At 75.9% G+C, this 25,357-nt stretch carries 21 protein-coding genes and 1 tRNA gene; 6 read left to right on the top strand and 16 right to left on the bottom strand.

All coding sequences use genetic code 11. The annotated features are described in order from the left end of the window. Positions 1–97 precede the first annotated feature (97 nt). The 5 genes from G1H19_RS21475 to rarD all read right to left on the bottom strand — a co-directional run bounded on the left by G1H19_RS21475 (position 98) and on the right by rarD (position 8,212). Positions 98–994: an ABC transporter permease gene (locus tag G1H19_RS21475; protein WP_152729593.1), complete on the bottom strand. Its 897-nt coding sequence runs from the start codon at positions 992–994 to the stop codon at positions 98–100. Further along, positions 991–3,864 carry an alpha/beta fold hydrolase gene (locus G1H19_RS21470; RefSeq protein WP_162393004.1) on the bottom strand — a complete coding sequence of 958 codons (2,874 nt, stop codon included), beginning with the start codon at positions 3,862–3,864 and terminating at the stop codon, positions 991–993. Before G1H19_RS21470 ends, G1H19_RS21475 begins: the two co-directional genes overlap by 4 nt. Before the next feature lie 68 nt (positions 3,865–3,932). Beyond that, positions 3,933–5,051, bottom strand: a complete 1,119-nt coding sequence (locus tag G1H19_RS24780; RefSeq protein WP_162393003.1) for a LytR C-terminal domain-containing protein — start codon at positions 5,049–5,051, stop codon at positions 3,933–3,935. Between the two features lie 1,744 nt (positions 5,052–6,795). Beyond that, positions 6,796–7,158 carry a DUF3263 domain-containing protein gene (locus G1H19_RS21460; protein WP_152729591.1) on the bottom strand — a complete coding sequence of 121 codons (363 nt, stop codon included), beginning with the start codon at positions 7,156–7,158 and terminating at the stop codon, positions 6,796–6,798. 133 nt (positions 7,159–7,291) lie between these two features. Further along, the gene (gene rarD, locus G1H19_RS21455) at positions 7,292–8,212 is read right to left on the bottom strand and encodes an EamA family transporter RarD (protein WP_162393002.1); all 921 of its coding nucleotides are present in this window, start codon (positions 8,210–8,212) and stop codon (positions 7,292–7,294) included. A 159-nt stretch (positions 8,213–8,371) separates the two neighbouring features. Between rarD and G1H19_RS21450 the strand changes: the two genes are divergently transcribed. Together G1H19_RS21450 and G1H19_RS21445 are read left to right on the top strand one after the other, a co-directional pair. Next, positions 8,372–9,403, top strand: a complete 1,032-nt coding sequence (locus tag G1H19_RS21450; protein WP_152729590.1) for a fatty acid desaturase family protein — start codon at positions 8,372–8,374, stop codon at positions 9,401–9,403. 95 nt (positions 9,404–9,498) lie between these two features. After that, positions 9,499–9,975 (top strand): DUF5313 family protein, encoded by a 477-nt coding sequence (locus tag G1H19_RS21445; protein ID WP_235928133.1) that lies wholly within the window; start codon positions 9,499–9,501, stop codon positions 9,973–9,975. Between the two features lie 18 nt (positions 9,976–9,993). Here G1H19_RS21445 and G1H19_RS21440 read toward each other — a convergent pair whose 3' ends face one another. The 4 genes from G1H19_RS21440 to G1H19_RS21425 all read right to left on the bottom strand — a co-directional run bounded on the left by G1H19_RS21440 (position 9,994) and on the right by G1H19_RS21425 (position 14,476). Continuing rightward, positions 9,994–10,203, bottom strand: a complete 210-nt coding sequence (locus G1H19_RS21440) for a dodecin (protein ID WP_152729589.1) — start codon at positions 10,201–10,203, stop codon at positions 9,994–9,996. 113 nt (positions 10,204–10,316) lie between these two features. Continuing rightward, positions 10,317–10,388 (bottom strand) — tRNA-Thr (locus G1H19_RS21435). A gap of 75 nt (positions 10,389–10,463) precedes the next feature. Continuing rightward, on the bottom strand, positions 10,464–13,022 hold the full coding sequence (locus G1H19_RS21430; protein WP_152729588.1) for a polynucleotide kinase-phosphatase: 2,559 nt from the start codon (positions 13,020–13,022) through the stop codon (positions 10,464–10,466). Then, a complete protein-coding gene (locus G1H19_RS21425; RefSeq protein ID WP_162393000.1) occupies positions 13,019–14,476 on the bottom strand; it encodes a 3' terminal RNA ribose 2'-O-methyltransferase Hen1 in 1,458 nt (485 codons plus the stop codon). The genes G1H19_RS21430 and G1H19_RS21425 overlap by 4 nt, the downstream gene beginning before the upstream one ends. A 104-nt stretch (positions 14,477–14,580) precedes the next feature. Between G1H19_RS21425 and G1H19_RS21420 the strand changes: the two genes are divergently transcribed. After that, entirely contained in the window at positions 14,581–15,477 is an 897-nt protein-coding gene (locus G1H19_RS21420; protein ID WP_152729587.1) for an NAD(P)-dependent oxidoreductase, read from the top strand. A gap of 10 nt (positions 15,478–15,487) precedes the next feature. On the opposite strand, the gene G1H19_RS21415 is transcribed toward G1H19_RS21420, so the two are convergent. Then, a complete protein-coding gene (locus G1H19_RS21415) occupies positions 15,488–16,000 on the bottom strand; it encodes a hypothetical protein (RefSeq protein ID WP_152729586.1) in 513 nt (170 codons plus the stop codon). A 206-nt stretch (positions 16,001–16,206) separates the two neighbouring features. Between G1H19_RS21415 and G1H19_RS24775 the strand changes: the two genes are divergently transcribed. Continuing rightward, entirely contained in the window at positions 16,207–17,793 is a 1,587-nt protein-coding gene (locus tag G1H19_RS24775) for a S1C family serine protease (RefSeq protein WP_162392999.1), read from the top strand. A 187-nt stretch (positions 17,794–17,980) separates the two neighbouring features. After that, complete coding sequence (locus G1H19_RS21405) at positions 17,981–19,261, top strand: DUF445 domain-containing protein (RefSeq protein WP_235928132.1); 1,281 nt, start codon at positions 17,981–17,983, stop codon at positions 19,259–19,261. A 12-nt stretch (positions 19,262–19,273) separates the two neighbouring features. Here G1H19_RS21405 and G1H19_RS21400 read toward each other — a convergent pair whose 3' ends face one another. Genes G1H19_RS21400 through cysS form a run of 4 tightly spaced genes read right to left on the bottom strand, consistent with a single transcriptional unit; the run spans position 19,274 to position 22,969 of the window. Beyond that, positions 19,274–20,095 (bottom strand): nucleotidyltransferase family protein, encoded by an 822-nt coding sequence (locus G1H19_RS21400; RefSeq protein ID WP_162392998.1) that lies wholly within the window; start codon positions 20,093–20,095, stop codon positions 19,274–19,276. Between the two features lie 42 nt (positions 20,096–20,137). Further along, on the bottom strand, positions 20,138–20,545 hold the full coding sequence (locus G1H19_RS21395) for a cupin domain-containing protein (protein WP_174278131.1): 408 nt from the start codon (positions 20,543–20,545) through the stop codon (positions 20,138–20,140). Continuing rightward, positions 20,542–21,516 (bottom strand): 23S rRNA (guanosine(2251)-2'-O)-methyltransferase RlmB, encoded by a 975-nt coding sequence (rlmB, locus tag G1H19_RS21390; RefSeq protein WP_152729585.1) that lies wholly within the window; start codon positions 21,514–21,516, stop codon positions 20,542–20,544. The genes G1H19_RS21395 and rlmB overlap by 4 nt, the downstream gene beginning before the upstream one ends. Before the next feature lie 49 nt (positions 21,517–21,565). Continuing rightward, positions 21,566–22,969, bottom strand: coding sequence for a cysteine--tRNA ligase (gene cysS, locus G1H19_RS21385; RefSeq protein ID WP_162392997.1), 1,404 nt, complete (start codon positions 22,967–22,969; stop codon positions 21,566–21,568). Positions 22,970–23,092: 123 nt separating this feature from the next. On the opposite strand from cysS, the gene G1H19_RS24245 reads away from it, so the two are divergent. Beyond that, entirely contained in the window at positions 23,093–23,776 is a 684-nt protein-coding gene (locus G1H19_RS24245) for a 2-C-methyl-D-erythritol 4-phosphate cytidylyltransferase (RefSeq protein ID WP_152729584.1), read from the top strand. A 121-nt stretch (positions 23,777–23,897) separates the two neighbouring features. On the opposite strand, the gene G1H19_RS21375 is transcribed toward G1H19_RS24245, so the two are convergent. Together G1H19_RS21375 and ispF are read right to left on the bottom strand one after the other, a co-directional pair. Beyond that, the gene (locus G1H19_RS21375) at positions 23,898–24,629 is read right to left on the bottom strand and encodes an IspD/TarI family cytidylyltransferase (RefSeq protein WP_162392996.1); all 732 of its coding nucleotides are present in this window, start codon (positions 24,627–24,629) and stop codon (positions 23,898–23,900) included. A 112-nt stretch (positions 24,630–24,741) separates the two neighbouring features. Further along, positions 24,742–25,233, bottom strand: a complete 492-nt coding sequence (gene ispF / locus G1H19_RS21370; RefSeq protein ID WP_202925905.1) for a 2-C-methyl-D-erythritol 2,4-cyclodiphosphate synthase — start codon at positions 25,231–25,233, stop codon at positions 24,742–24,744. Positions 25,234–25,357: the final 124 nt, after the last annotated feature.

Below are 25,357 nucleotides of genomic sequence, written 5' to 3'. Positions count from 1 at the left end.
GAAGCCCTCAACCACCTACTCTCACCACCTCAACCAACCGGTGATGCAACGACCACCTGAATCCACCTGAGCTGATCAATGCTGAGGGCGGGCGGGGTCAGGAGGTGACGTCGCGGCGGGAGAAGTGCCAGAGCCCCAGCGAGGTGAAGACGGCGGCGTACACCAGCGACTGGACGACGCCGCGGAACAGGTCGCCGGAGTCGACCGGGCTGAGCAGCAGGTCGGTCCAGGCATAGTTCTCCGCAGTCGGGAAGTAGTCGCGCACCGCGCCCAGCTGCTCGATCTGCTCCAGGATGGCGAACACGATCGTCATGAACACCGCACCGCCCACGGCCGCCAGCGGGGCGTCGGTGATGGTGGACAGCCAGAACGCCAGCGTGCCGACCACCAGCAGGTGCACGGTCAGGTAGCCCACCATGCCGGCCAGCCGCACCAGGGCGTCGCCCTGGGGGATGGAGAGGCCGACCGTGGTCTGGATGTCCCCGAAGCCGAAGAAGAGCCCGCCGGCGACGACCGACACCACGGTCAGCAGCAGCAGCGAGGCGACCGACAGCGTGAACGCCGCCAGCCACTTCTGCCGGAGCAGCCGCAGCCGGGGCACCGGGGTGGCCAGCGTGTAGCGCAGCGAGCCCCACTGGGCCTCGCTGGCCACGGTGTCGCCGAAGAACAGCGCGAACACCACGACCAGCAGGAAGCCGGTGGTCGCGAACAGCACGAACAGCGTGAAGTTCAGCCCGCTGGCGGTGGCCAGGTCGACCAGGCTGACCGCGGTGTCGCCGTTCTCGTCGTCGGAGGCGCCGAGCTGGAGGGCGGCGATGAGGACCAGCGGCAGCGCGACCATCAGGCCGACCACCCCGAGGGTGCGCCGGCGCTTGAACTGGCGGCGCAGCTCGACCGACAGCCGCAGCGTGCGGCCGGGCCGGTAGCCGGCCACCGCGCCGGTGGGCTGCACGCCGGTCGCCGGGGCGACCCCTTCGCCGACGGTCGCGCTCATGAACTCTCCCCCACCAGTGACAGGAACGCGTCCTCGAGACGGCGTCGCGGGCTGAGCTGGTCGACGCCGACCCCGGCGGCGACCAGTGCGGCGATGGCCGCGGCCCGGCTGACGTCGCCGAGCTCCACCACCAGGCCCTCGTCGGTCCGCTCGACCGCGGGCCGGCCGGGCAGGCCCTCCAGCACCGCGACGGCGCGGTCGGTGTCGGCCGGGTCGGCCAGCCCGACGAGGACCGCTCCCCCGGTGCCGATGATCTCCTCGACGGTGCCCTGGGCGACCTTCTGCCCCTTGGCCATGACGACGACGTGGCTGCAGGTCTGCTCGATCTCGCTCAGCAGGTGGCTGGACACGATCACGGTGCGCCCGGTGCGCGCGTAGCTCTGCAGCACCTCGCGCATGGCGTGGATCTGCGGCGGGTCCAGGCCGTTGGTCGGCTCGTCGAGCACCAGCAGGTCGGGCAGCCCGAGCATGGCCTGGGCGATGGCCACGCGCTGCCGCATGCCCTGGCTGTAGCTGCGCACCCGCTTGTCGATGGCACTGCCCAGCCCGGCCACCTCGATGGCCTCGGCCATGTGCGCGTCCTCCGGCGGGCGCCCGGTGGCGGCCCAGTACAGCGTCAGGTTGTCCCGGCCGGACAGGTGCGGCTGCAGGCCGGTGCCCTCGACGAACGAGCCCAGCCGGGAGAGCACCGGGGCGCCGGGGCGCGCGGCGTGCCCGAACACCGAGATGGTGCCGGCGGTGGGCCGGATCAGGCCCATCAGCATGCGCAGCGAGGTGGTCTTGCCGGCGCCGTTGGGCCCCAGCAGGCCGAGCACCTGGCCGCGGCGCACCTCGAAGGACAGGTCCCGGACGGCGACGAAGCCGTCCTTGTAGCTCTTGGTCACGCCCTCGAACCGCAGCGGCACGTCCTCGCCGTCCGCGTCGGCGGTGGACAGCTGCCGTTCCCGGCGCCGGCCCCACACCCGGGCGGCCAGCCAGCCCAGCAGGCCCAGCAGCAGGACGACGCCGAGCAGCACGAACCAGCGCGAGGACCCGGCCACCGGCTCGCCCTCGCCCTGCACCTGCGGCACCGACAGCGCGCTGGCCGGGTCGGCCACGCCCACGGTGTAGACGGCGGCGTCGGCCGGCAGCGCGTAGGCCTGGTCGGTGCTGGAGACCACCAGCCGCACCCGGTGCCCGGCCTCGAAGCGGTGGTCGATCGCCGGCAGGGTGACCGTCACCGTGCTCGGGGCGGTCGGGTCGGTGGACAGTCCGGTCAGCGAGACGGGCGCCACCAGCCCGGACGGCAGCGACTGGCTGCCGTCCTCGGCGACGTCGTAGAGCTTGGCGAACAGCGTGGCGGTGCCGGTGGTCGAGGCAACGGTGAGCTGCACCTGGGTCGCGCCGACGACGTCGACGCCCTCGTCCAGCGGCTCGGTGTCGAAGCGGGCGAACTGGCCGGGGATCTCGATCGTCGTCCCGCCCAGGGCCGCGCTGATCGCGCCCAGGGCGGGGATGGTCGTGTAGGCGGCGGGGCTGCCGCCGGCGGGGGTGACCACCGGCTGGGTGCCGCCGCCGACCGGCAGCACCCGGCGCTGCGCGGGGTCCCCGGTCAGCCCGGGGTAGCTGTCGGCGGTGACCGTGCCGGCGTCCCGCTGCCGGCCACCACCACCGCCGCCACCACCGCCGCCGCCCAGCGCGTTCTGCGCGCCGGCCGGCTGCGGGTAGAGGAACGGCGTGCCGGGGTCGGGGCCGCCGCGCAGGAAGTGGTCGAACCAGCCGGCCACCTGGTCGCGCAGGTCGGCGGTGACCGAGTCCGACGCGGTGCTGTCGTGCCCGCCGTCGTACCAGACGACCTTCACCGGGGTGCCGTTCGCGGCGATGCCGCGGGCGTTCGCGTCGGCCTCGCCCAGGCCGAACAGCGAGTCCCGGGTGCCCTGGATCAGCAGCGTCGGCGCCTGGATGCGGTCGATCACCGAGGCCGGGCTCGACCGGTCGAGGACGGCGGCGACCTCGGGGCTGAGGGTGCCGGTGGAGGCCGCCGACTGGTAGGCCGCGCACACCTCGGGCCGGAACGCGCCGCAGGTGAGCGTCTGCGTGGCCGTGGCGGGGTCGATGGTCGGCGGCGCGGAGCCGGTGAGCCCGCCGAGCAGCCCCTGCACGTTCAGGGCGCCGGCGGCGAAGAAGATGCCGGCCCAGTCCCGCTTGAACACCCCGGTGCCCGCCGCGGTCGTGGTCGGCGTGCCGGCCACCGTGGTCGCGGCCGACCCGGTGGCGGTGCCCTGGGAGGGGAACAGCGCGGTGGTCAGCGAGTTCCAGGTGATCTGCGGCGCGATTGCGTCGATCCGCTGGTCGTAGGCGGCGCCCAGCAGGGAGAGCGCACCGCCGTAGCTGGCCCCGGACACCCCGACCCGCGGGTCGCCGGGCGCGTCGAGCAGGACGTCGTCCCGGGTGGCGAGCAGGTCGATGAGCGTGGACAGGTCGGCGACCTCGTACCGCGGGTCGTCCAGCCCGATCTGGCCGGTGCTGGCGCCGAAGCCGCGCGCGGAGTACGTGAGCACCACGTACCCGAGGTCGGCCAGGTGCTCGGCGTCGCTGCGCACGCTGTCCTTGCTGCCACCGAAGCCGTGCGCGAGCACGACGGCCGCTGCCGGGTCGTCCGCGGTGGCGGTGTCCGGGACGAACAGCGACGTGTCCAGCTCGACGGCGTCCGGGCCGGTGCCGGAGGGCACCGTCGTCTCCTCGGTGGCCACCTCCCCGGCGGCCGCCGCGGGCGCGGCGGGCAGCAGGACGAGGGACGACGCGGCGAGCAGCGGGGCGAGGAGGCAGGCGAGCAGTCCACGGGCGCGGGCGCGCGGGACGGGTCGCGCGGTCCCACGGGAGTGGCGCACGAGCGGCTGAACGCGCGGGGGTCCGGGCCGGTTCCCCGGCGGGTGGTGCGGGTGCGGTGGAGCTCCGGTCACGGACGCCAGTCGCCCATGGCCACCACGACGACCCCGGCGTCCGGTGCCTCCGGGATCTCGAAGAAGCGGACCGCCGGGCCGGTGAGCTGGGGGAACTGCTCGACCAGCTGGGTGGCGGCCGCGAGCTGGGTCGGGTCGCCCTCGGTGTAGTAGACGGTCGACACCGGGATCTGGTCGGAGTCGATGGTGCCGGTGGCCGGCACCTCCCACCCCGCCTCGGTCAGCACGGCGCCGATGTCGCCGGCCAGCCCGGTGATGCCGGTGTTGTTCACCACGGTCACCGGCAGCCGGACGGGCACCGCCGGGTCGGGGGCGGGGACCGTCTCCGGCAGCAGCGGTGGCTCGACCACCGGGGCCGACGCGTCCGGCGTGGCCGGGGCCGGCGCGCTGGACGTGGTGCTCTCCGGCGCCGGCCGGGTGGCGGACGACGGCTGGGTGGCCGGGGACAGGAACGACCAGGCGCCGAGCACGATCAGCGCGACGAGCACCACGGCCACCAGCACCCGGGCCGCGCTCTGCGGGGTGTGGCGGGCCGGTGGCGTCGTGCGGACCTCGCCGCTGCGCGGACCACCCGGGCGGGAGCCGGACACCACGTCCCCCGCCCGGACGCCGCCCGGGTCGGTCGGGGGGTCGTCGGCTGCGGTGCGCGTGCCCCGGCGGCCGCTGCGCTTGCGGGCCGCCTCGGCTGCCTGCCGCTCGGCCCGCAGCGCCGCACGGCCCTGGGCGGGGGCACTCGTCGGGTCGTCGCCGGTCCGGACGCTGCGGCGTCCGGGTGCGGTGTCGGTGGCGTCGGGGTCCTCGGCACCGACACCGGGTCGCGCCGTCGGGTCGCCGACGGCCGACGCCACGACCGTGCGGTCGGCGTCGGCACCCGGGGCTCCGCGGGCCGCGGCCGGGCCGCCCGCCGGTGGCGTCGCCGACCAGCGGGTGCCGGGACGGTCCTCGCGCCGGTCGGTGGAGGGCAGCCCCGCGGCGGGCGCGGCCCAGGTCGGCTGGTCCAGCGCCGGGGACCCCGTGCTCCAGGACGTGGACCCGTTCGGAGACGCCCCGCCCGGCTCACCGGCGGACCACCGCGGGTCGGACGGGCCGGCCCACGACGAGCCGGACGCGGGCACGCCGGAGGACGGGACGGCGTCCGAGGGGACGTCCCAGGTCGGTGCGGGCGGTGACCAGCTGGTCCGGGAGGTCTCGGCCGGGTCGGCGGGCGGAGCCGGCGGCGCCGACCCGGCCGGCGAGGCCCAGGTCGGCTGGTCCAGCGGCCCGGCGGACCCGTTCCAGGACGACGAGCCGGAGGATGCGTCCCAGGGGTCGGCCGCCCCCTCCGCCGCCCACCGGTCCGCGGCCGTGGACGGGCGGTCGCCGTCCGAGGACCACCGGTCCTCCGATGCCGTCAGCCGGTCACCGTCCGAGGGCCACCGGTCGCCCGCCGCGGCCGGGAGGTCGTCGCCCGCGCGCCACCGGTCGCCCGACGCGGCCGGGAGGTCGTCCCTGGGGGCCCAGCGGTCTTCCGGTTGCTGCCGGGGAGCCGGGTCAGCCGCCGGGCGCGGGGGCACCGACGGGCGCACGGGGGTGCCCGGTCCGCCTCTCGGCGGGGACGGCCAGGAGTCCGGGGAGTCCGGCGCCGATCCAGGGCGGCTCGCCCGGCCGGGCACCGGCGGGCGCAGGTGTCCGGACCGGTCACGGGGGGCGGGCGGGGGGCGGAGGGGCCCGGAGGCGGCGTCTACGACCGGGTCGCGAGGACCGGGGGCAGCCGGGCCTCCGGCGCCGGACGCACCACCGGGCGTCGGGCGTGCCGGGGCTGCCGCGCCGCCCCTGGGGGGAGGCCCGGGAGCTGCACCGCGCCCGGCGGGGGACGCCGGGCGCAGTCGACCCGAGGCGATCAGGCCGTCGTCCGGCGAGGTGGGCCGGGACCGACCGGGCGCGGTGCCGCTGTCGACCCGAGCCGGGCGGTCACCGGCGGGCGGGACGGGGCGTGCGGGTGCCCCGCTGCGGGCCGCCGCCGGGCGCATCCGGGACTCTCCGTCGACCGGAGCGGACGAGGACGGCCGGAGCCGGCCCGACGCGGCTCCGGAGTCGCCGGGCCCGGGCCGGGCACCGTCGGCCGGCGGCGGGCGCAGCCGACCGGAGGGGGCGTCGGCCGGGGTGGGACGGCCCGCCGCGGGCGGCCGCGCGGGCGCCGGACGCCCGACCGGCGCCTGGGGTCGCGGGGGGCCGACAGGCCGGCCGAGGCCGGTGGGCGCGCCGCCGGACCGCGGGTGGGCGGCGGACGCGCCGGGATGCGGCTCGTCCCAGACGGGCAGCAGCCCGTCCCGGCGCCGGTCGGCCCTGCTGCCCGACGGCCCGGTGCGCGGGCCGTCGTCCGGACCGTTGTCCGGGACGGCACGACGGCGGTCGGCACCGGTGGGCAGGTCGCCCGCCGGATCGGTGGACCGCCGGACCCCGGGCGGGGCCGGCGGCGGGACGGGTCGGCGCTCCGGGGCGAGCGGCGGCCGCTGGGCGGCGGACTGCACCCCGGTGGCCGGCGGCTGCGGACGGCCGGCGGGAGAGCTGCCGGCCGGGCGCTGCGATCGCTCGGGGGCGGAGCGGGGACCGCCCGGTGACGGGACGCGCGGCGACGAGGAGGGCGCCGGGCCGGCCGACGGACGGTTGCCGGCACGCGGGTCCTCGGCCGGCGGCCGGGGCGGGGAGGTCGGCGACACCGGTCGCCCGGCGCGCGCCGGGGTCAGCGGGACCGGCTGCGCGGGGCGGGGCGGCCGCGAGGCCGCGGGGTTGCCCGGTGGGCGCGAGGACACGGACCGCTGCTGGCCGGTCTCCGGCGTCGTGCTGGCGCGGTTCGTCGAGGCGGGTGGCGTCTCCTCGTCACGGCCTGATGCCGCGTGCCTCCCCACGGTCACCAAGACTAGTGGCCGCTGTGCCCGATGCCCAGCGCACACCCGGGCGGGAGCGCTGCCGCGTCGCGCGCAGCCGGCGCAGGCGGCGGACCACCAGCGGGTCGGCGGCGAGCGCCTCGGGACGGTCGATCACCGCGTTGAGCACCTGGTAGTACCGGGTCGGCGAGATGCCGAAGGTCTCCCGCACCGCGGCCTCCTTGGCCCCGGCGAAGCGCCACCACTGCCGCTCGAAGGCCAGCACGTCACGGTCCCGGGCGGAGAGGCCGGACGCCTCCGGGCGCGACGGGGCGGCTGCGTGCTCCGCGGGGCGCTGGACGGGGTCGCTGGTCATGCGGGGAGAGCCTCCGGGACGTGGTGCGTCGCCGGCCACGGGGAAGGCGGGCCGGACACCGGGAAAGCTAGCCGGGCCCACCGACAGTCCCCGGTTCCCCGCGCCCGGGGGTGTCGCGGGTCACCGGGACGCGTCAGGCGGCCGGCGCCGCGGCGGCGACCGCCCGGGCGTCCCGCCGTCCGGAGCGGGCCCGGCGCAGGCTGTCCACGCTGAACACCGCGAGCGCCAGCCAGACGATCGCGAAGCCGGCCAGCCGCGCCGGCGGCATCGGCTCGTCGTAGACGAACACCCCGATGGACAGCTGCATCAGCGGCGTCAGGTACTGCAGCAGGCCGATGGTGGACAGCGGGATCCGGCTGGCCGCCACGGCGAACAGCACGAGCGGGACGGCGGTGGCCACCCCGGTGCTGGCCAGGAGCGCCACGTGCCCGGGGCCCTCGGAGGCCAGCGTGCCCGTGCCGTTGCCCTGCAGCACGCCCAGCACCACCACCGCCGGGACGACGACGACCGCGGTCTCCACCAGCAGCCCCGGGACCGGGTCCACCTGCACCAGCTTCTTCATCACCCCGTACAGCGCGAACGTGGCCGCCAGCGTCAGCGCGATCCACGGCGGCCGGCCGTAGTCGACGGTGAGCACGCCGACCGCCACCGCCGCGATGCCGACGGCCAGCCACTGCAGCCGGCGCAGCCGCTCGGCGAAGAACGCCACCCCCAGCAGCACGCTGACCAGCGGGTTGATGAAGTAGCCCAGCGACGTCTCGACCACGTGGCCGGAGTTGACGCCGTAGACGAAGGTGACCCAGTTGACGGTGATCAGCACGCCCGCGGCGGCGAGCACCAGCAGGCTGCGCCGGTCGGTGACCGCCGCCCGCACCTGCCCCCAGCCGCCGGTGACCGAGAGCACCACGGCGACCAGCAGCAGCGACCAGACGATCCGGTGGGCGACGATCTCGAACCCGCCGGCCGGCTCGAGCAGCGGGAAGTACAGCGGGAAGAAGCCCCAGAGCACGTAGGCGCCGAGGCCGGCGAGCACGCCCACCCGCCGCTGGTCCACGAGCGGAACCTACGCCGCGCCGACGCACGGGCGCGGACGGCGCTCCACGGATACCGTGGGTGAGGAGGCGAGTCCGGGCAGGACCCGGACGAGCTCTGGAGGCCCGGGAAGCGGGCCCGCGCCACAGACCCGGCGTGCCCCAGGTACCGAGAGGCCTGTATGAGCGCAACACCTGTCACGTCCGCACGCCCGGAGCGGGTCCGGAGCGACTACTCCGAGCTCTCCAGGCAGATCCGCGACGCCGGGCTGATGGACCGCCGCCCCGGCTGGTACCTCGCCACGATCGGCACCACGGTGGGCGTCTACGCCGCCGGCTGGGCCGCGTTCGTCGTCATCGGCGAGAGCTGGTGGCAGCTGGTCACCGCGGTGTTCCTGGGCATCGCCACCACCCAGGTGGCCTTCCTCGGCCACGACGCCGGCCACAAGCAGGTGTTCCGCACCCGCCGGGCCAGCTACCTGATGGGCCTGGTGCACGGCAACCTGCTGGTGGGCCTGAGCTACGGCTGGTGGGTCGACAAGCACAACCGGCACCACGCCCACCCGAACCACGAGGAGCTGGACCCCGACGTCTCCCCCGACGGCCCGTTCCTGTTCATCAAGGGCCAGATCGAGAAGCGCTCGGGCCTGTCCCGGTTCCTGACCCGCTACCAGGCGTGGTTCTTCTTCCCGATGCTCACCCTGGAGGGTCTGGCGCTGCACGCGGCGAGCATCCGGGCGCTGATGGACGGCACGGTCAGCCAGCGCTGGCGCGAGGGCACGCTGCTGGCGGTCAACCTGGTCGCGTTCGTGACGGTGCCCTTCCTGGTGCTGACCCCGCTGCAGGCGGTCGCGTTCATCGCCGTCCACCAGGCGGTGTTCGGCTTCTACATGGGCTGCTCGTTCGCCCCCAACCACAAGGGCATGCCGCCGCTGACCGACGAGGAGGAGGCCGACTACCTGCGCCGCCAGGTGCTCACCTCGCGCAACATCCGCGGCGGCGTCGTCACCGACTTCGCGCTCGGCGGGCTCAACTACCAGGTGGAACACCACCTGTTCCCGAGCATGCCGCGGCCGAACCTGCGGCACGCGCAGCCGCTGGTGGCGGCGTTCTGCGCCGCCAAGGGCGTGCGCTACGTGGAGACCAGCGCCGCCGACTCCTACGGTCAGGTGCTCAAGCACCTGGACGACGTGGGCACCCCCGCCGCGCACTGAGCCACGCACCCCCGCCGACGGCGCCCCGCTCCCCACCCGGGAACGGGGCGCCGTCGTCTGTGCGTGTCGTGTGCGGGAGGCCTACCGTCGGGGGCGTGACCGAGCGCGCCTGTCGACCCGGACCCCTCCGGTGGCTCTGGTACGCCTACGGCGGCGGGCTGCCCTTCGAGCTCAGCCCCTGGGTGCTGTCGGACACCACCCGGCCCACCTGGGTCTGGCGGCACCTGGCCCGCTCCGTGGTGCAGTTGCTGCCGCTGCTGGTGCTCTTCCTGCTGGTGCCGCCGGTGCCGCTGGAGTTCCGGCTCACCGCCGCGGCCGGGGGCCTGCTGATGGGCCTGCTGTTCTCCGCGGCGTACATGACCGAGACCACCGAGCACCGCGCGGTCAAGGCCGGCTACGCCCCCGGCACCACCGCGCTGGTGCGCGAGGAGCGCGCCGAGCAGCGCCGGTTCGACCGCGCGCTGGCAGCGGAACTGCGCCGGCTGGAGCGCGCGGCGCAGTTCCGCTCGGGCGTCGAGCTCAGCGACCAGGTCGGCCGCGGCGCGGCGCGGCAGCGGTCCGACCGGGGCTGAGCACGTCGCCGGGGGCGCTCAGTCCTCGACCCGGAAGCCGATCTTCATGGTGACCTGGAAGTAGGCGACGTCCCCGTCGACGACCTGACCGCGGATCTCGCTGGTCTGGAACCACTCGATGTTCCGCACCGTCTGGCTGGCCTTGCGGACGGCCACCCGGATGGCGTCGTCGACGCTGGTGGGGCTGCTGCCGACGATCTCGCTCAGCCGGTAGACGTGGTCGCTCATGGGCACTCCTCGGTCCGGCCCACCCGGACGGCGGGCACGACCCCGACGGTCGCACGCCCGGGCCGGGCCCGCTGCGCGCGGGCGCCGCAGCACGGCCCGGCGCGGGGTGACGGAGCCCCGTGTCTGGATTGAACAGACGACCGCTCGCTTACAAGGCGAGTGCTCTACCACTGAGCTAACGGGGCGGTGACGGGGAGCGGGTCCCGCCCCGATTCTAGGGACACCCCCGGCGGCGCCGGGCGAGGCCGGGGGTGTCCTGCTCAGAGCCGCGGGTCGACCGGCTCGGACTCCAGCGCCAGGACGGCGAAGACGCACTCGTGCACCCGCCACAGCGGCTCGCCGCGGGTGAGCCGCTCCAGGCCCTCCAGCCCGAGCGCGTACTCCCGCAGTGCCAGCCCGCGCTTGCGGCCGAGCGACCGTTCCCGCAGCCGCTCCAGGTGCTGCGGCTCGGTGTGGTCCGGACCGTAGACCAGCCGCAGGTACTCACGTCCGCGGACCTTCAGGCCGGGCTGCACCACGCCGCGCCGCCCACGGGTGAGGTTGGCCGCGGGCTTGACGACCATGCCCTCACCACCGGACGCCGTCATCTCCTCCCACCACGCCGTCGCCGCGGCCTCGCTGGTCGGGTCGGTGACGTCGACGGTGAGCGAGCGGGTGCCGCGGACGAGGTCGGGGTCGGTCGCGGCGAGGCGGTCGGCGAGGGTCAGGTGCCAGGCGTGCGGCCGGTCGGAGTACGTCGCGCCGGCGGAGGCGAGCAGCTGGAAAGGCGCGACGGTGACGCCGCTCAGGCCGTCGGTGGGCCAGCAGTAGCGCCGGTACACCTGCGTGAACGCCTCGGCGTCGGCGACCCGCCGCCGCTGACGGTCGAGCACGTCCCCGACGTCGAGACCCCGGGCGGCCGCCTGCTCCAGGGCCGACACGGCAGCCGGCAGCGCCGTCCGTGCGGCAGCACCGACCGCGGCGTACTGGCTGCGGATCAGGTCGCCCGCCTTCACCGACCACGGCAGGAGCTCGGCGTCGAGCAGCAGCCAGTCGGTGTCGAGCTCCTCGAACAGCCCCGCCTCCCCCACGGCAGCGGCGAGGCGGCCGAGGAACTCGGTGGTGAGGCCGGGGCCGAAGAAGGAACGGCCGGTGCGGGTGTGCAGCACGCCGCTGCCGTCCCGGCGGACCAGCGCGACCGCGCGGGAGCCCATGTGCTTCTCCTGGCAGACGACCTCGGCCACGCCCTCGCCGCGGAAGTAGCTGAACGCCTCGGCCGGGTGCTCCAGCAGCCCCGGCCGGACCGAGGTGGCGGACGGGCTCATCGTCGGTGGCAGGTACAGCAGCTGCTCCGGCGCCACCGCGAAGCGGCTCATCACCTCGATCGCCGCCGCGGCGTTCTCCTCCCGCACGGTCACCCGGCCCGACAGCCGCGTCTCCACGACCCGCTTGCCGAGCACGTCGCCGACGTCGAGGACGTCGTCCCGGCGCCGCGGCTCGGACAGCGGGGCGGCCTCGCCCTCGGCCAGGAACGGGCGGGCCGGCTCGTAGTACGTCTGCGCGGCCGCGACGCCGACCAGCTCCCGCTCGGGGTAGCGCAGCGCGGTGAGCCGGCCACCGAAGACACAGCCGGTGTCGAGGCACAGGGTGTTGTTGACCCACTCCGGCGTGGGGACCGGGGTGTGCCCGTAGAGCACCATCGCGCGGCCGCGGTACTCGGTCGCCCACGGGTAGCGCACCGGCAGGCCGAACTCGTCGGTCTCCCCGGTCGTCTCGCCGTAGAGGGCGAAGTCCCGCACCCGGGCGCTGGCGCGGCCCTGCAACGACTCCTTGAGCCCGGCGTGCGCGACGACCAGCGCTCCGCCGTCGAGCACGTAGTGGCTGACCAGGCCGTAGCAGAACTCCTCGACCCGGCGGCGGAAGTCGTCGTCCTCCGCCTCCAGCTGGGCCAGCGTGCGCTCCAGGCCGTGGGTGATCTGCACGTTGCGCCCGCGCAGGGCGCGCACCAGCTTGTTCTCGTGATTGCCCGGCACGCACAGGGCGTGCCCGGCGGCGACCATGCCCATGACCAGGCGCAGCACCCCGGGTGAGTCCGGGCCGCGGTCGACGAGGTCGCCGACGAAGACCGCGCGGCGCCCGGCCGGGTGCTCGGCGTCCACCGGGCGCCCCAGCCCGTCGCGGCGGAGCTCGTAGCCCAGCTCGCCGAGCAGCTCCTCCAGCTCCGCGCGGCAGCCGTGCACGTCGCCGACGACGTCGAACGGGCCGGTGTCCTCGCGGCGGTCGTTGTAGGCCTTCTCGTAGGAGATGACCGCGCGGTCGACCTCCTCGGTGCCGTCCAGCACGTGCACCTTGCGGAAGCCCTCGCGGCCCAGCCCGCGCAGCCCGCGCCGCAGGTCCGACCGCTGCCGCCGGATCACCCCGGCGACGATGTCGCGGTCCGGCCGGGCGGCGTTGCGGGCCAGGCACTCGCCCTCCGGCACGTCGAGGACGATCGCCACCGGCAGCACGTCGTGCTCGCGCGCCAGCGCCACGAGGGAGGCGCGGTCCTCGCGCTTGACGTTGGTCGCGTCGACCACCGTCAACCGGCCGGCGCGCAGCCGGACCCCGGCGATGTGGTGCAGCAGCGCGAACGCCTCCGGGGTCGCCGACTGGTCGTTCTCGTCGTCGGCCACCAGGCCCCGGCAGAAGTCGCTGGAGAGCACCTGGGTACCGCGGAAGTGGCGCCGGGCGAAGGTGCTCTTGCCCGAGCCGCTCACGCCGATCAGCACGACCAGAGCCAGCTCGGGGACGACGACGGTGCGCGGCTCGCCGGCCGGGCGTTCCTCGGTCGGCGTGGTCATGCCGCCACCCCCGTCGCCGCGCCGCGGGTGAACACGGCCATCTGCGTGGGCGTGCCGACGGCCGGGTCGTCGTCCCCGACGCCGAGCAGCCGGACTGCGTAGGCGTACCGGTGCCCGACCGCGGCCGCCCAGTCGGCGAACTGCTCGCGGGTCCACTCGAACCGGTGGTCCCGGTGCCGGAACGTGCCGGCCGGCAGGTCCGGGTAGCGGACGTTGTACTCGGAGTTCGGCGTGGTCACCACGACGGTGGCCGGAGTCGCGGCGCCGAAGACGGCGTGCTCCAGCGCCGGCAGGCGGTCGAGGTCGAGGTGCTCGACGACCTCCATCAGCACGGCCGCGTCGTAGCCCCGCAGCCGGGCGTCGGTGTAGGTCAGCCCGCTCTGCAGCAGCGTGATCCGCGCCCGCTGCCGCTCCGGGAGCCGGTCGAACCGCAGCCGCCGGGCGGCCACCTCCAGCGCCCGGGCGCTGACGTCGACGCCCAGGATCTCGGTGAACGCGGGCTCCGCCAGCAGCGCCGGCAGCAGCGCACCGGCTCCGCAACCGAGGTCGATGACCCGCTGAGCACCGGCCGAGCGCAGCGCGGCCAGCACGGCCCCGTGCCGCAGCGACGCCAGCGGGACCGGCCGGTCGGCCGCGTCCCCGTCGTCGGTGGTCTGCGGGCCGCCGGCTGCCGCGAGCGGCGGTGCCGTCGCGTCGTCCAGCGTCTCGGGGACGGCGTCGTCGACCTCGGCGAGCCGCTCGATGGCCCGGCGGGTCAGCGTGGTCCGGTGCCCCAGGTAGCGGCGGGTCACCAGGTCGCGGTCCGGGTGCGTGGCCAGCCACCCGCTGCCGGCGCGCAGCAGCTTCTCGATCTCGTCGGCGCCGACCCAGTAGTGCTTCGCGTCGTCCAGCACCGGCAGCGCGACGTAGAGGTGGTTGAGGGCGTCGGCGAGCCGGAGCTCACCGCTCAGCCGCAGGTCGACGTACCGGGACGCACCCCACTCCGGAAGGGTCTCGTCCAGCGGCACCGCGGTCGCGTCGACCCGCCAGCCCAGCGGTGCGAAGAACCGGTGCGCCATCTCCACGCCACCGCGGCACGACAGTGCCGGGACGTGCACCTCCAGCGGCAGGGCGACGTCCACCAGGTCCGGTCGCTCCTTGCTCACCCCGCGGCGCGCACTGGAGAACGCCTTGCCCAGCGCCACCGCGAGCAGGCTCGACGCCGCGTACGGGCGGTCGTTGACGTACTGGGCGAGCGGACCGTCGTCCCCACCGGCCCGGGCTGTGCGCACCAGGCCGATCGGGTCGACCTCGAGCAGCAGCGCGGCGGTGCACCGGTGCTCGCCGGCCTCGGTGTAGAAGACGTGGGCCGTGCCGGTCGAGACCTCGACCTGCTGGGGCCGCGCCGGGTTCTTGTGCAGCAGGAAGCCGAGGTCGGTGGCCGGGGTGTGCGTGGTGGACAGGGTGAGGAGCACGCCCGAGTGTCACCGGGCGATCGCGTCCGGTCGAGCTGTTTCCCTCCGGCGCGGTACCGGTGACCCGTCCTGCCGACCGGGCGCCGCGGGCGCAGGATCGGGCCATGACCTCTCCTACGCCCGACTCCCCTGCCCGGACGGGCACCCCGACCGTCGCCGTGCTCGGCACCGGCGTCATGGGCGCCGGCATGGTGCGGTCGCTGCGGCGGGCGGGCATCGTCGTCCGGGCCTGGAACCGGGACCCGGCCAAGGCCCAGGCGCTGACCGGCACCGGCGCCGAGGCGTGCGACTCCCCCGCCGACGCCGCCCGCGGCGCGGACGTCCTGCTCACGATGGTCTTCGACGCGGACGCCGCGGTCGACGTGGTCCGGCAGGCGGCCCCCGCGGCCGGGACCGTGTGGCTGCAGACCACCACGGTCGGCGTCGAGGGCGCCGACCGCACGGTCGAGGTCGCCCGGGAGCTCGGGCTGGTGCTCGTCGACGCCCCCGTGCTGGGCACCCGCAAGCCCGCCGAGGAGGGCGCCCTGGTGGTGCTGGCATCCGGCCCGGAGGAGGTGCGCGCCGGGCTGGAGCCGGTGCTGGAGGCCATCGGGGCGCGCACGCTGTGGCTCGGCGAGGCCGGGGCCGGCAGCCGGTTGAAGCTGGTCTGCAATGCCTGGGTGCTGTCGCTGACCGCTGCCGTCGCGCAGTCGGTCAGCCTGGCCGAGGGGCTCGGCGTCGACCCGCAGCACTTCCTGGACGCCGTCCGAGGTGGCGCGGCGGACAGCCCGTACGCGCACGCGAAGGGCGCCCAGATGATCGCCGGTGACTTTCCGGTGAGCTTCTCCCTCGCCGGTGCGGCCAAGGACGCCCGGCTGATCCGCTCGGCGCTGCAGGCCTCCGGTGTCACCGACGCGCTCACCGCCGCCGTCCTGCACGCCATGGACGGCGCCGCGGCGCAGCTGCCCGACGCCGCCGCGGTGGACATGGGCGCGGTGGTCCGCGGGTTCCGCCCGGCCTGACGCCGGTGGGTCAGGTGACGATCGGCCGGTCCGGACGGCCCTCGCCGGGGGCCGGGTCCGGGGGCTGGGGCGGGTAGGAGGAGGGGTCGACGCCCTCCGGTGCGCCGTCGGCCAGCCAGCCGGCCACCGACTCCGGGTTGCGGCGCTCCATCTCGTCCAGCAGCGCCCGCCGTCGGTCGGCGACGTGCTGCCGGGTGGCCGGCTCCAGCGCCGCGTCCAGCGCCGCCGCGCTGCGCACCCACTCCCGGCCGAGCGCCTGCGTGCTCAGCGAGCGCACCGGCGTCAGACCCGGGACGGGCGGCGGCTCGGGTGACGCCGCGACGTGACCGGGGCCGAGCTCCGGGCCGGCGTCGAGACGAGGGTCGGGGTCGGCCGCACCGGGCCAGAGCAGCCCGGCCACCACCAGGCCGGCCAGCCCGGCTGCGACCGCGGCGACCGCGCCGGCGACCACCGTGAGCCAGGACAGCACCGCGACGACCAGCAGCCCGTGCACGAGGACGCGCAGCGCGCGGCGGAGCGGCACGTGACGCCTCCCCGGGCAGTGGACGTGGTCAGGCGGCTCCGACGGCGTCGGTGACCGAGGACGGGCAGTGTTCGGTCCGGTGCCGCTCACCGGATGGGCGGGGCGTGCAGGGAGTTCACAGCGGAGGGTCAGTTCCGGCTCAGTGCGGGGTCGCACAGTGGTGTCATCGCGGCAGGAACCCCTGCCGACCGTGGGGAGGCACAGCTGTGACCGAGCAGAACCGACCGGCCGACGAGACCGGCGAGAACACGGGGGCCCAGGGCGGCTCCGCGCCCGCCGACCGCGCCGCGGGCGCTGTCTCCGGCGCCACCGGTGGGACCACCTTCCCGACCGCGGGCACGCCCGCACCGGGCACGCAGACGCCGGGCACCCAGTCGTACGGCAGCCAGGCGCCGGGCACCCAGGCGGGCGGCTGGCAGCAGCCCGGGCAGGCGGCCTGGGGCACCCCGCCGCACCGCGAGCAGACCCAGCAGTTCCCGTCGGCCCAGCACCCCGGGCAGCCGCAGCCGGCGCAGTACGGCGGGCAGCCCACCTACCAGGCCCGCCCGCCGGCCGGGTACCCGCAGCCGGCGTGGCAGCAGGCCGGTGACCACGCGTCGGTCGGCGCCGGGCACGGCGGACACCTGCCGCCGACCGGGGGGCTGCCGCCGGTGTTCCAGCCGCCGGCCGCCCCGCAGCCGGCCAAGCGGGCCGGCCGTGGCCGGCTGGTCGTCGCGGCGCTGCTGGCCGGCGCCCTGATCGGCGGCGGCGCCGGCGCCGGCGTCGTCGCACTGGACGACGACGGGGGCACCGCCACCGCGGCCACCGCCTCCGCGCAGAGCGTGGTGATCAAGGACGCCCAGAACGCCACCAGCAGCACCGCGGCGGCGGCCAAGGCGGCACCCAGCGTGGTGACGATCTACGTCAGCGGAGCCCAGGGCTCCGGCTCGGGCTCCGGGATCGTCTACAGCGCCGACGGCTACGTGATCACCAACAACCACGTGGTCACGCTGGACAGCAGCACCGACGACGCGACCATCCAGGTGCGCACCTCCGACGGCACGCTCTACGACGCCTCGGTGGTGGGCACCGACCCGACCTCGGACCTCGCGGTGGTCAAGCTGGCCGACGCCAGCGGGCTCACCCCGGCCACCTGGGCGGACTCCGACGACGTGCAGGTGGGCGACCTGGCCGTCGCGATCGGGTCACCGCTGGGCCTGGAGAACACGGTGACCGACGGGATCATCAGCGCCACCGACCGCGCCGTCGCCACCGGCTCGGACGCCGACCAGACCGTGATCCAGGCGCTGCAGACCGACGCCGCGATCAACCCGGGCAACTCCGGTGGTGCTCTGGTCGACGCCGCCGGCGCGGTGATCGGCGTCAACTCCTCGATCGCCACGGTGTCCGCCGGCAGCAGCGCGCCGGGTCAGCCGGCGGCGCAGAGCGGCAACATCGGTGTCGGCTTCGCGATCCCCGGCAACCTGGTGCAGCGCATCGCCGACGAGATCGTGCAGACCGGCAAGGCGGAGCACGCGCTGCTGGGCGTGAGCGCGGCCACCGCCAGCGAGAACGGGTCGCAGGTGGGTGAAGGCGCGCAGGTGCAGCAGGTGAGCGCGGGCGGCGCCGCCGCCGAGGCGGGCATCCAGCCCGGTGACGTGATCACCTCGGTCGACGGCGAGCCGGTGACCAGCTCCATCGAGCTGACCGCCGCGGTGCGCAGCGCCGAGCCCGGCGCGAAGGTCACGCTCACGGTGCAGCGGGACGGCAACACCCGGCAGGTCGACGTCACGCTGGGCACCGCCACCAGCTGACCCCCGGCCACCGGGCCACACCGACCGCCCCTCACGGCACACGCCGTGGGGGGCGGTCCGGCCTGGCTGCAGGGGCCCGCGGTGCCCGCAGGGTGTCGTGGGGGGCAGTACGGCCTGACTGCAGGGGCCCGCGGCGCCCGCAGGGTGTCGTGGGGGGCAGTCAGGTCCTTTACCTAGGCTCCTGGGGGTGGTCGCCCCCTCCCGGTCCGTTCCCCTGGTCGCCTCCCTCGACGACCCCGCCCGGGCGCGTGACCTCCGGCGGATGAAGCTGCTGGCCACCGGGCTGTTCCTCGTCGCTGCGCTGGTGTTCCTGGCCTGCGTGCTGGCCGGGGACGACGCCGGTGCCTGGGTCGGCTACGTCCGGGCCGCCGCGGAGGCCTCGATGGTCGGCGCCCTGGCCGACTGGTTCGCCGTCACCGCGCTGTTCCGGCACCCGCTGCGGGTCCCGGTGCCGCACACCGCGATCATCCCGCGGAAGAAGGACCAGATCGGGGCGAGCCTGGGCGCCTTCGTGCAGGACAACTTCCTCACCCGGGCCGTCGTCGACGAGCGCATCGCCGCCGTCGACGTCCCCGGCCGGCTGGGTGAGTTCCTGGCCGGCCCCGGCCGGGCCGAGCGGCTGGCCGGGGACGCCGGGGCCGCGCTGACCGCGCTGACCGACCTGCTGGCCGACGACGAGGTGCGCGAGGCGGTGTCCGGGTTCGCCGACCGGAAGCTGCGGGAGACGCCGGCGGCACCGCTGCTCGCGCGGGTGCTGGAGCTCGTGGTCGACGGCGACCGGCACCAGGAGGTGCTGTCCGCGGGGCTGACCGGCCTGGCGCAGTTCCTGCAGGAGAACCGGCTGGTGTTCCGGGCGCAGCTGGGCGACGCGTCCCCCTCGTGGGTGCCCGACTGGGTCGACGACCGGGTCTTCGACCGGGTGTTCGCCGGCCTGCAGCAGTTCCTGGCCGAGGTCGGCGAGGACGACCGGCACGAGCTGCGGCGCAGCTACGACGTCCGGCTGCGGGCCTACGTGCATGCCCTGCGCACCGACCCGGACACCGCCGCGCGGGTCGAGCAGCTGAAGCTGGAGCTGCTCAACCAGCCCGCGGTCCGCACCTGGTCCGGCTCGCTGTGGGGCACGGTCAAGACCTCGGTCGTCGCCGCGGCGGCCGACCCGGACTCCGAGCTGCGTGCCCGGGTCGCCGGGCTGATCCGCCGGGTGGCCGGCCTGCTGCGCACCGACCCGCACGTGCGCGAGCTGGTCCAGCGCCAGGCACGCCGCGGCGCCGGGTACGCCGTCGAGCGGTTCTCCGGGGACGTCGCGGACCTGGTGGGCAGCACAGTGGCCCGCTGGGACACCGAGGAGACCAGCCGGCGGATCGAGCTGCAGGTGGGCGCCGACCTGCAGTGGATCCGGGTGAACGGCACCGTCGTCGGGGGGCTCGCCGGGCTGGTCATCTACAGCGTCGCCGAACTGATCGGGTGACGGCTGCCCCGGTCACCGCCCGCACAGGGCCCGGACGTCGGCGAGCAGCACCTCTGCCGAGGCGACCGCCCGTTCCAGGTCCCCGGGCAGGGGACCGAGGCCCGTGAGCACCCCGTGTGCGCGACGACCGAGGTCCGCGGGGACGCCGGGTAGGCGAGCGGCCGACGCGACCGCCCCCTTCTCGTTCACCAACCAGCGGCCCGCATGCCCGTGCAGGGCGTGGGCCGACAGTCCCACCAGCCGGAACAGGCAGCCGGCCACGTACGTGGCGTCAGCGCGGGACACCGCCTTGCGGGCGATGCGGAGGCTGAACTCGGCTTCCCACAGCCCGGCAACCAGGGCCTCGCGCAGCGCCGGCGGGTACTCGGCCGCCTGCCTGCGGAGCGCCGCGAGCTCACCGGTCGGGTCGCTCAGCACCCGACCGAGCGCGACTTCCCCGATGTAGGCGAAGTCGGGGACGCCGAGCGGGTGGCCGACCTGTGCGTGGAAGCGATACCGCCCCTGCCGGGCGTCGTCCCAGGAGGTCCGTACGCGCTCGACGTCGCGATAGATCCAGTCGACGGCCAGCCCGTCGACGTGCAGCCAGGCCCCTCCGTCCACCCACGGCCCCCAGTCGCCGGGTTCGGTCACCATCGCGTGCGGGCCGGCCAGTTCACGGGCCAGGGCGCCGAGCGCGGCGGTGTCCAGGGAGCCTCGGTAGTACACACCGAGGTCGACGTCGGACTCCGGGGTCGCGTCGCCACGTGCCCGGCTGCCTCCGAGCAGCACGCCGACGACGCCCCGTACGGCGGTGAGCTCGCGGGCGATGTCGAGCAGCCGGGCGTCGTCGAGCACGGCACCACCATGGCAGCGCGGTCCCGTCGCCGCGAGGTCCGGTCAGCGCAGGTGGAAGCCCGACCACTGGAAGCCCGGCGAGACCACGCAGCTGACCAGCACCTCGACGTCGGCGGCCGGCCTGGCCCGCTGCCAGCGGCCGGCCGGGACCAGACCCTGCGGCGTCCCCGGGCCCAGGTGCAGCACCTCACCGGGCTCGCCGAGCTCCAGGACCAGGTCGCCGGGGCCGTGCCACAGCCAGAGCTCGTCGGCGTCCACGGTGTGCCAGGCCGACTCCTCCCCCGGCGCGAGCAGGAACAGGATCGCGGTCGCCGCGGGCCGCCCGTCCAGCTCGGCCGGCGAGGCCCAGGTGCGCCGGAACCAGCCGCCCTCCGGGTGTGCGGCGAGACCGAGGCGCCGCGCGGTCGCCGGGGGGCCGGCGGGCGGCTCCCCCGGCCCTGCGGTGGTCACCGGACGGCGGCGCGCCGGGCGGTCGCGGCGGCGAACAGCGCGATGCTGGCCGCCACGCTCACGTTGAGCGACTCGGTGGCCCGGCCGATCGGGATGGACACCACCACGTCGCAGCGGTCGCGGACCAGCCGGGACAGCCCGGCGCCCTCGGCGCCGACGACCAGCGCGACCGGGTCGGCGAAGCCGTCGTAGTCGTGGATGTCGATGTCGCCGTCGGCGGCCAGGCCCACCGTCTGCAGGCCGGCGTCCTGGTAGGACGCCAGTGCCCGGGACAGGTTGACCGCCCGGGCGACCCGCAGCCGGGCGGCCGCGCCGGCGCTGGTGCGCCACGCGGACCCGGTCATGCCCACCGACCGGCGCTGCGGGACGACGACGCCGTGCGCGTCGAAAGCCGCCGCCGACCGGATGACCGCGCCCAGGTTGCGCGGGTCGGTGATGCCGTCCAGCGCCACGATCAGCGGCGGGCGCTGCGCGTCCCGGGCGATGCCGAGCAGGTCGTCGGGGTGCGCGTAGTCGTAGGGCGGGACCATGAGCCCGATGCCCTGGTGCAGGGCACCGTTGGACATCCGGTCGAACTCGCCCTTGCCGACCTCCATCAGCGGCAGGCCGCGGTCGCCGGCGATCTGCACCGCCTCGGCGATCCGCTCGTCGGTGCTGCCCCGCGTCGTGTCGCCGGTGACCACGTACAACGCCGTCGCCGGGATGGACGCGCGCAGCGCCTCCAGCACCGGGTTGCGGCCCAGCAGCAGCTCGGGCTGCTCCTGCGACCGGGCCCGGGCCCGCTGGTAGGTCTCCCGGCGGGCCGCAGCGGCCTGGGCGCGCGCGTGCGCCGGGTGGTTGGGTCGCGCGGCGGCCGGTGGGGTCGCCCCGCGCCCGGCCAGCGACCGGCGGTTCTTGCCGCCGGTGCCGGCGGTGGCCTTCTTCTTGCCTGCGCCCTCGGAACGACCGCGGCGCTGACTGTTGCCCGCCATCAGCGGGTCACCTCTCCCTGTGCTCCCCCCGCGGCGGACCCGCTGCTCTTCAGCGGGTCACCGCCCAGCGGGGGCCGTGCGGTGTGTCCTCGACGGTGACGCCGAGGGTGGTCAGCTGGTCGCGGATGGCGTCGGCCGCCGCGAAGTCCTTGCGCGCGCGGGCCGCCTGGCGCTGCTCCAACGCCAGGGACACCAGGCCGTCGGTCACCTGGGCGAGCCGGTTGTCCTGCCCGCCGCCGGTGGCCCACTGCGGGTCGAGCGGGTCCAGCCCCAGCACCCCGAGCATGGCACGGACGGCGCCCACGGCCACGACCAGCGCCTCGTCGTCGTCCTCGGCCAGGGCGGTGTTGCCCGCCGTCACGTGCTCGTGCACCACGGCGATCGCGGCCGGGGTGCCCAGGTCGTCGTCCAGGGCGGCGGCGAAGGCGTCCGGCACCGCCCCGACCTCGGTGCTTCCGACCCGCTCGACTGCCCGCCGCACGAAGGACTCCAGCCGCCGGTAGGCCGAGGCGGCCTCCTCCAGCGCGGTGTCGGTGAACTCCACCGTGGAGCGGTAGTGCGGGGTGACCAGGTAGTAGCGCAGCTCGACCGGCCGGACCCGGGTCACGACGTCCTCGACGAGTGCGGTGTTGCCCATCGACTTGCTCATCTTCTCCCCGCCGAGGGTGACCCAGCCGTTGTGCAGCCAGTACCGGGCGAACGGGTCGCCTGCGGCGCGGGACTGGGCCTGCTCGTTCTCGTGGTGCGGGAAGCGCAGGTCGAGCCCGCCGCCGTGGATGTCGAACTCGGACCCCAGGTACTTGCCGGCCATCGCCGAGCACTCCAGGTGCCAGCCGGGCCGGCCGCGGCCCCACGGCGTCGCCCAGGACGCCGACTCCGGCTCCCCCGGCTTGTGCGCCTTCCACAGCGCGAAGTCCCGGGGGTCGCGCTTGCGGTCGTCGGTGTCGGTGTCGGCGGCGGGCTGCAGGTCGTCGGCCCGCTGCCCGGTGAGCTCCCCGTAGGCGGGGAAGGAACGGACGTCGAAGTACACGTCGCCGCCGGCCGCGTAGGCGTGCCCGCGGTCGATCAGCCGCTGCATCAGCTCGATCATCTCCGGCACGTGGCCGGTGGCGCGGGGCTCGTAGGTGGGCGCCCACGTGCCCAGCACGTCGTAGGCCCGGGTGCAGGCCAGCTCGTTGCGGTAGGCCCAGTCCCACCACGGGACGCCGTTCGCCTCGGCCTTGGTGAGGATCTTGTCGTCGATGTCGGTGACGTTCCGGACGTAGACGACGTCCAGCCCGCCGTGCGTCAGCCAGCGCCGCAGGACGTCGAAGGCCAGGGCCGCGCGCACGTGACCGACGTGCGGGGGGCCCTGCACGGTGAGGCCGCAGACGTACACGGAGACCTGTCCTGCACGCAGGGGCGTGAAGTCGCGTACGGCGCGCGTGGCCGTGTCGTACAGGCGGAGGGTCACCGCCCGAGTCTACGGAGCGCGTGCCCCCGGGCCGCGCGGACCGGGGGCGCCCGACCGGGGACGGGGGCGGGGGGCGTCCACCGCACGGGCAGCCCCGGTCCGGGGCGCGTCTACCGTGGACCGGTGCCCGCGCCCGGTCCCGTGACGTCCGCTGCCCGGGGCGGTGTCCCGCAGGACCCCGCCCGGGTGCCCGTCGAGGGCGTGCTGGCCGTCGTGGTCGACCGCGGACCGCGCAGCGCGTCGGGGCTGCGGCTGTTCGGCCGGCCGCTCGTCGCCCACGCCCTGGAGTCGGTGCAGGGCGTGCAGGGCCTGGACGTCGCCGTGGTGGCCGGGCGCACCCGCGGGGTGCCCCCGTCGGCGGTGCTCGCCCCGGACGCGCCGTGGCGCGGGAGCGCGTCCTCGGGTCTGCTGGTGCACGACCCGATGTGCCCGCTGCTGCCCAGCAGCGCCGTCCGGGAGTGTCTCGCCGCCCTGCGCCCGGACGGCGCCGTCGTCGGCCTGCGCCCGGTCACCGACACCATCAAGCAGGTCGACGACGGGTGCATCGTGGGCACCGTCGACCGTGAGCGCCTGGCGGCCCTGGCGTCCCCGCTGGTGGTCGGCGAGCAGCTGCTGGACCGCCTGGCCGAGGCGTTCCCGCTGGCCGGCGACCTGGCCGACCTGCCGCAACTGGTGGAGTTCGTCGCCGGGGCCGTCGACGTCGTCGAGGTGGTGGTGCCGTCGCTGGCCCGCCGGATCACCGACGACGACGACGTCGCCCTGCTGGAGTGCCTGCACGCCCTGCGCCGCACCCTCCCCGAACGCTGACCCCGCCACCCCCACGCTCTCTGTACAGGGAGCGCAGTGATCACCCGCCCCACCACCACGCTCTCCGTACAGAAAGCGGGACCGGGGTCACGACACAGAGAGCGGGACCGGGGTCACGACGTCACCCAGACCGTTCCAGGTCGGGGGACGAGCGGGCCAGCAGCGCCTCGGCCAGGACGACGTCCTCGGCAAAAGTGATCTTGATGTTGGTCGGCGTCCCGGGCACGTGGTGGATGACCACGCCGGCGGCGAAGCGCTCGACGCAGGCCGCGGTGTCCGACCCGTCGAAGTCCTGGCCCGCGGCCGCGGTGTACGCCGCGAGCAGCGGTGCGGCGGCGAAGGCCTGCGGGGTCTGCACCGCCACGGCGTCCCCGGCGCGGCGGGTGAGCCCGTCGCGGTGCAGCAGGGCGGGCTGCAGGCGCCCGGGGACCGCTCCGCCGTGCCGGCGGGCAGCGGCCACGACCGAGCGGAACAGGGCCGGCCCGCTGAGCGGCCGGGCTGCGTCGTGCACCACCACCACGTCCACCTCGCCCCGCTCGATGTCCGGCCGCAGCGCCTGCAGGGCACGCCACTCCGAGGAGTGCCGGCTGGCTCCGCCGACTACGACCCGCACCTCGCGCCCGGGCGCCTCCTGCGCGAGGACCTCGTGCGCGGCGTCCTGCTCGTCCTCGCGCACCACCAGCACGACCGGGCCGATCTCGGCGAGATCGCGGGTGGCGTCCAGCGACCAGACGAACACCCGGCGGCCGGCGAGGGACAGGAAGACCTTGTTGGTGCGGTGACCGGTACGGGTCCCCGACCCGGCGGCGAGCAGCACGAGAGCGGCACGCCGGGGGGCCGGGGATCCGCTCACCCGGTCAGCGTAGAGCCGACGGCTCGGGCCGGACGCCGCTCGGCGCGGCGACCAGGTCGGACCTGGCTGCGGCGGTGCACCGCGGGGGCGGGCGGGGCGTGCGCGGTGCAGGTCAGCCCCGGACGGGGACGACGAGGGCGACGGCCGTCGCGGCGAGCCCCTCACCGCGGCCGGTGAGCCCCAGGCCGTCGGTGGTGGTTGCGCTGAGCCGCACCGTGGCGCCGAGCGCCGCGGACAGCACGTCGCGAGCCTCGTCGCGGCGGCGGCCCAGCCGGGGCACCGCCCCGATCAGCTGGACGGCGACGTTGCCGATCTCGTAGCCGGCGGCGCGCACGCGGCGTGCGGTCTCGGCGAGCAGGTCCACGCCGGCCGCACCGGCCCACCGGGGATCGCTGGTGCCGAAGACGGAGCCGAGGTCGCCCACCCCGGAGGCACCGAGCAGCGCGTCGCAGGCGGCGTGCGCGACGACGTCACCGTCGGAGTGACCGGCCAGGCCGGCGGGCTCGTCCGGCCAGTGCAGACCGGCGACCCAGAGCGGGACGCCCACGGCGAGCGCGTGCACGTCGGTGCCGACCCCGACCAGGGGCAGTGCCGGTGTGTCCACCGGGCCATGGTGTCACCACGCCGGTCGAGAAGCGTCGAACACCTCGTCGTAGCGGGCGTCCCGGTCGGTCTACGCGAGCACCGTGCCGCCGGGTGACACCGCGTCCAGCAGCGCCCCGATCACG

Origin of the sequence: Goekera deserti (assembly GCF_010685995.1) — a bacterium.
Lineage (GTDB): Bacteria > Actinomycetota > Actinomycetes > Mycobacteriales > Geodermatophilaceae > Goekera > Goekera deserti.
Note: the sequence above shows the minus strand (reverse complement) of the source record. Positions and strands in the feature narration are given on the sequence as shown.

Bases quoted from the DNA above. Each gene is read 5' to 3' on its own strand.
- G1H19_RS21475 (WP_152729593.1), bottom strand. From the start codon at position 994: ATGAGCGCGACCGTCGGCGAAGGGGTCGCCCCGGCGACCGGCGTGCAG.
- G1H19_RS21460 (WP_152729591.1), bottom strand. From the start codon at position 7,158: ATGACCAGCGACCCCGTCCAGCGCCCCGCGGAGCACGCAGCCGCCCCG.
- G1H19_RS21450 (WP_152729590.1), top strand. From the start codon at position 8,372: ATGAGCGCAACACCTGTCACGTCCGCACGCCCGGAGCGGGTCCGGAGC.
- G1H19_RS21440 (WP_152729589.1), bottom strand. From the start codon at position 10,203: ATGAGCGACCACGTCTACCGGCTGAGCGAGATCGTCGGCAGCAGCCCC.
- G1H19_RS21430 (WP_152729588.1), bottom strand. From the start codon at position 13,022: ATGACCACGCCGACCGAGGAACGCCCGGCCGGCGAGCCGCGCACCGTC.
- G1H19_RS21420 (WP_152729587.1), top strand. From the start codon at position 14,581: ATGACCTCTCCTACGCCCGACTCCCCTGCCCGGACGGGCACCCCGACC.
- rlmB (WP_152729585.1), bottom strand. From the start codon at position 21,516: ATGGCGGGCAACAGTCAGCGCCGCGGTCGTTCCGAGGGCGCAGGCAAG.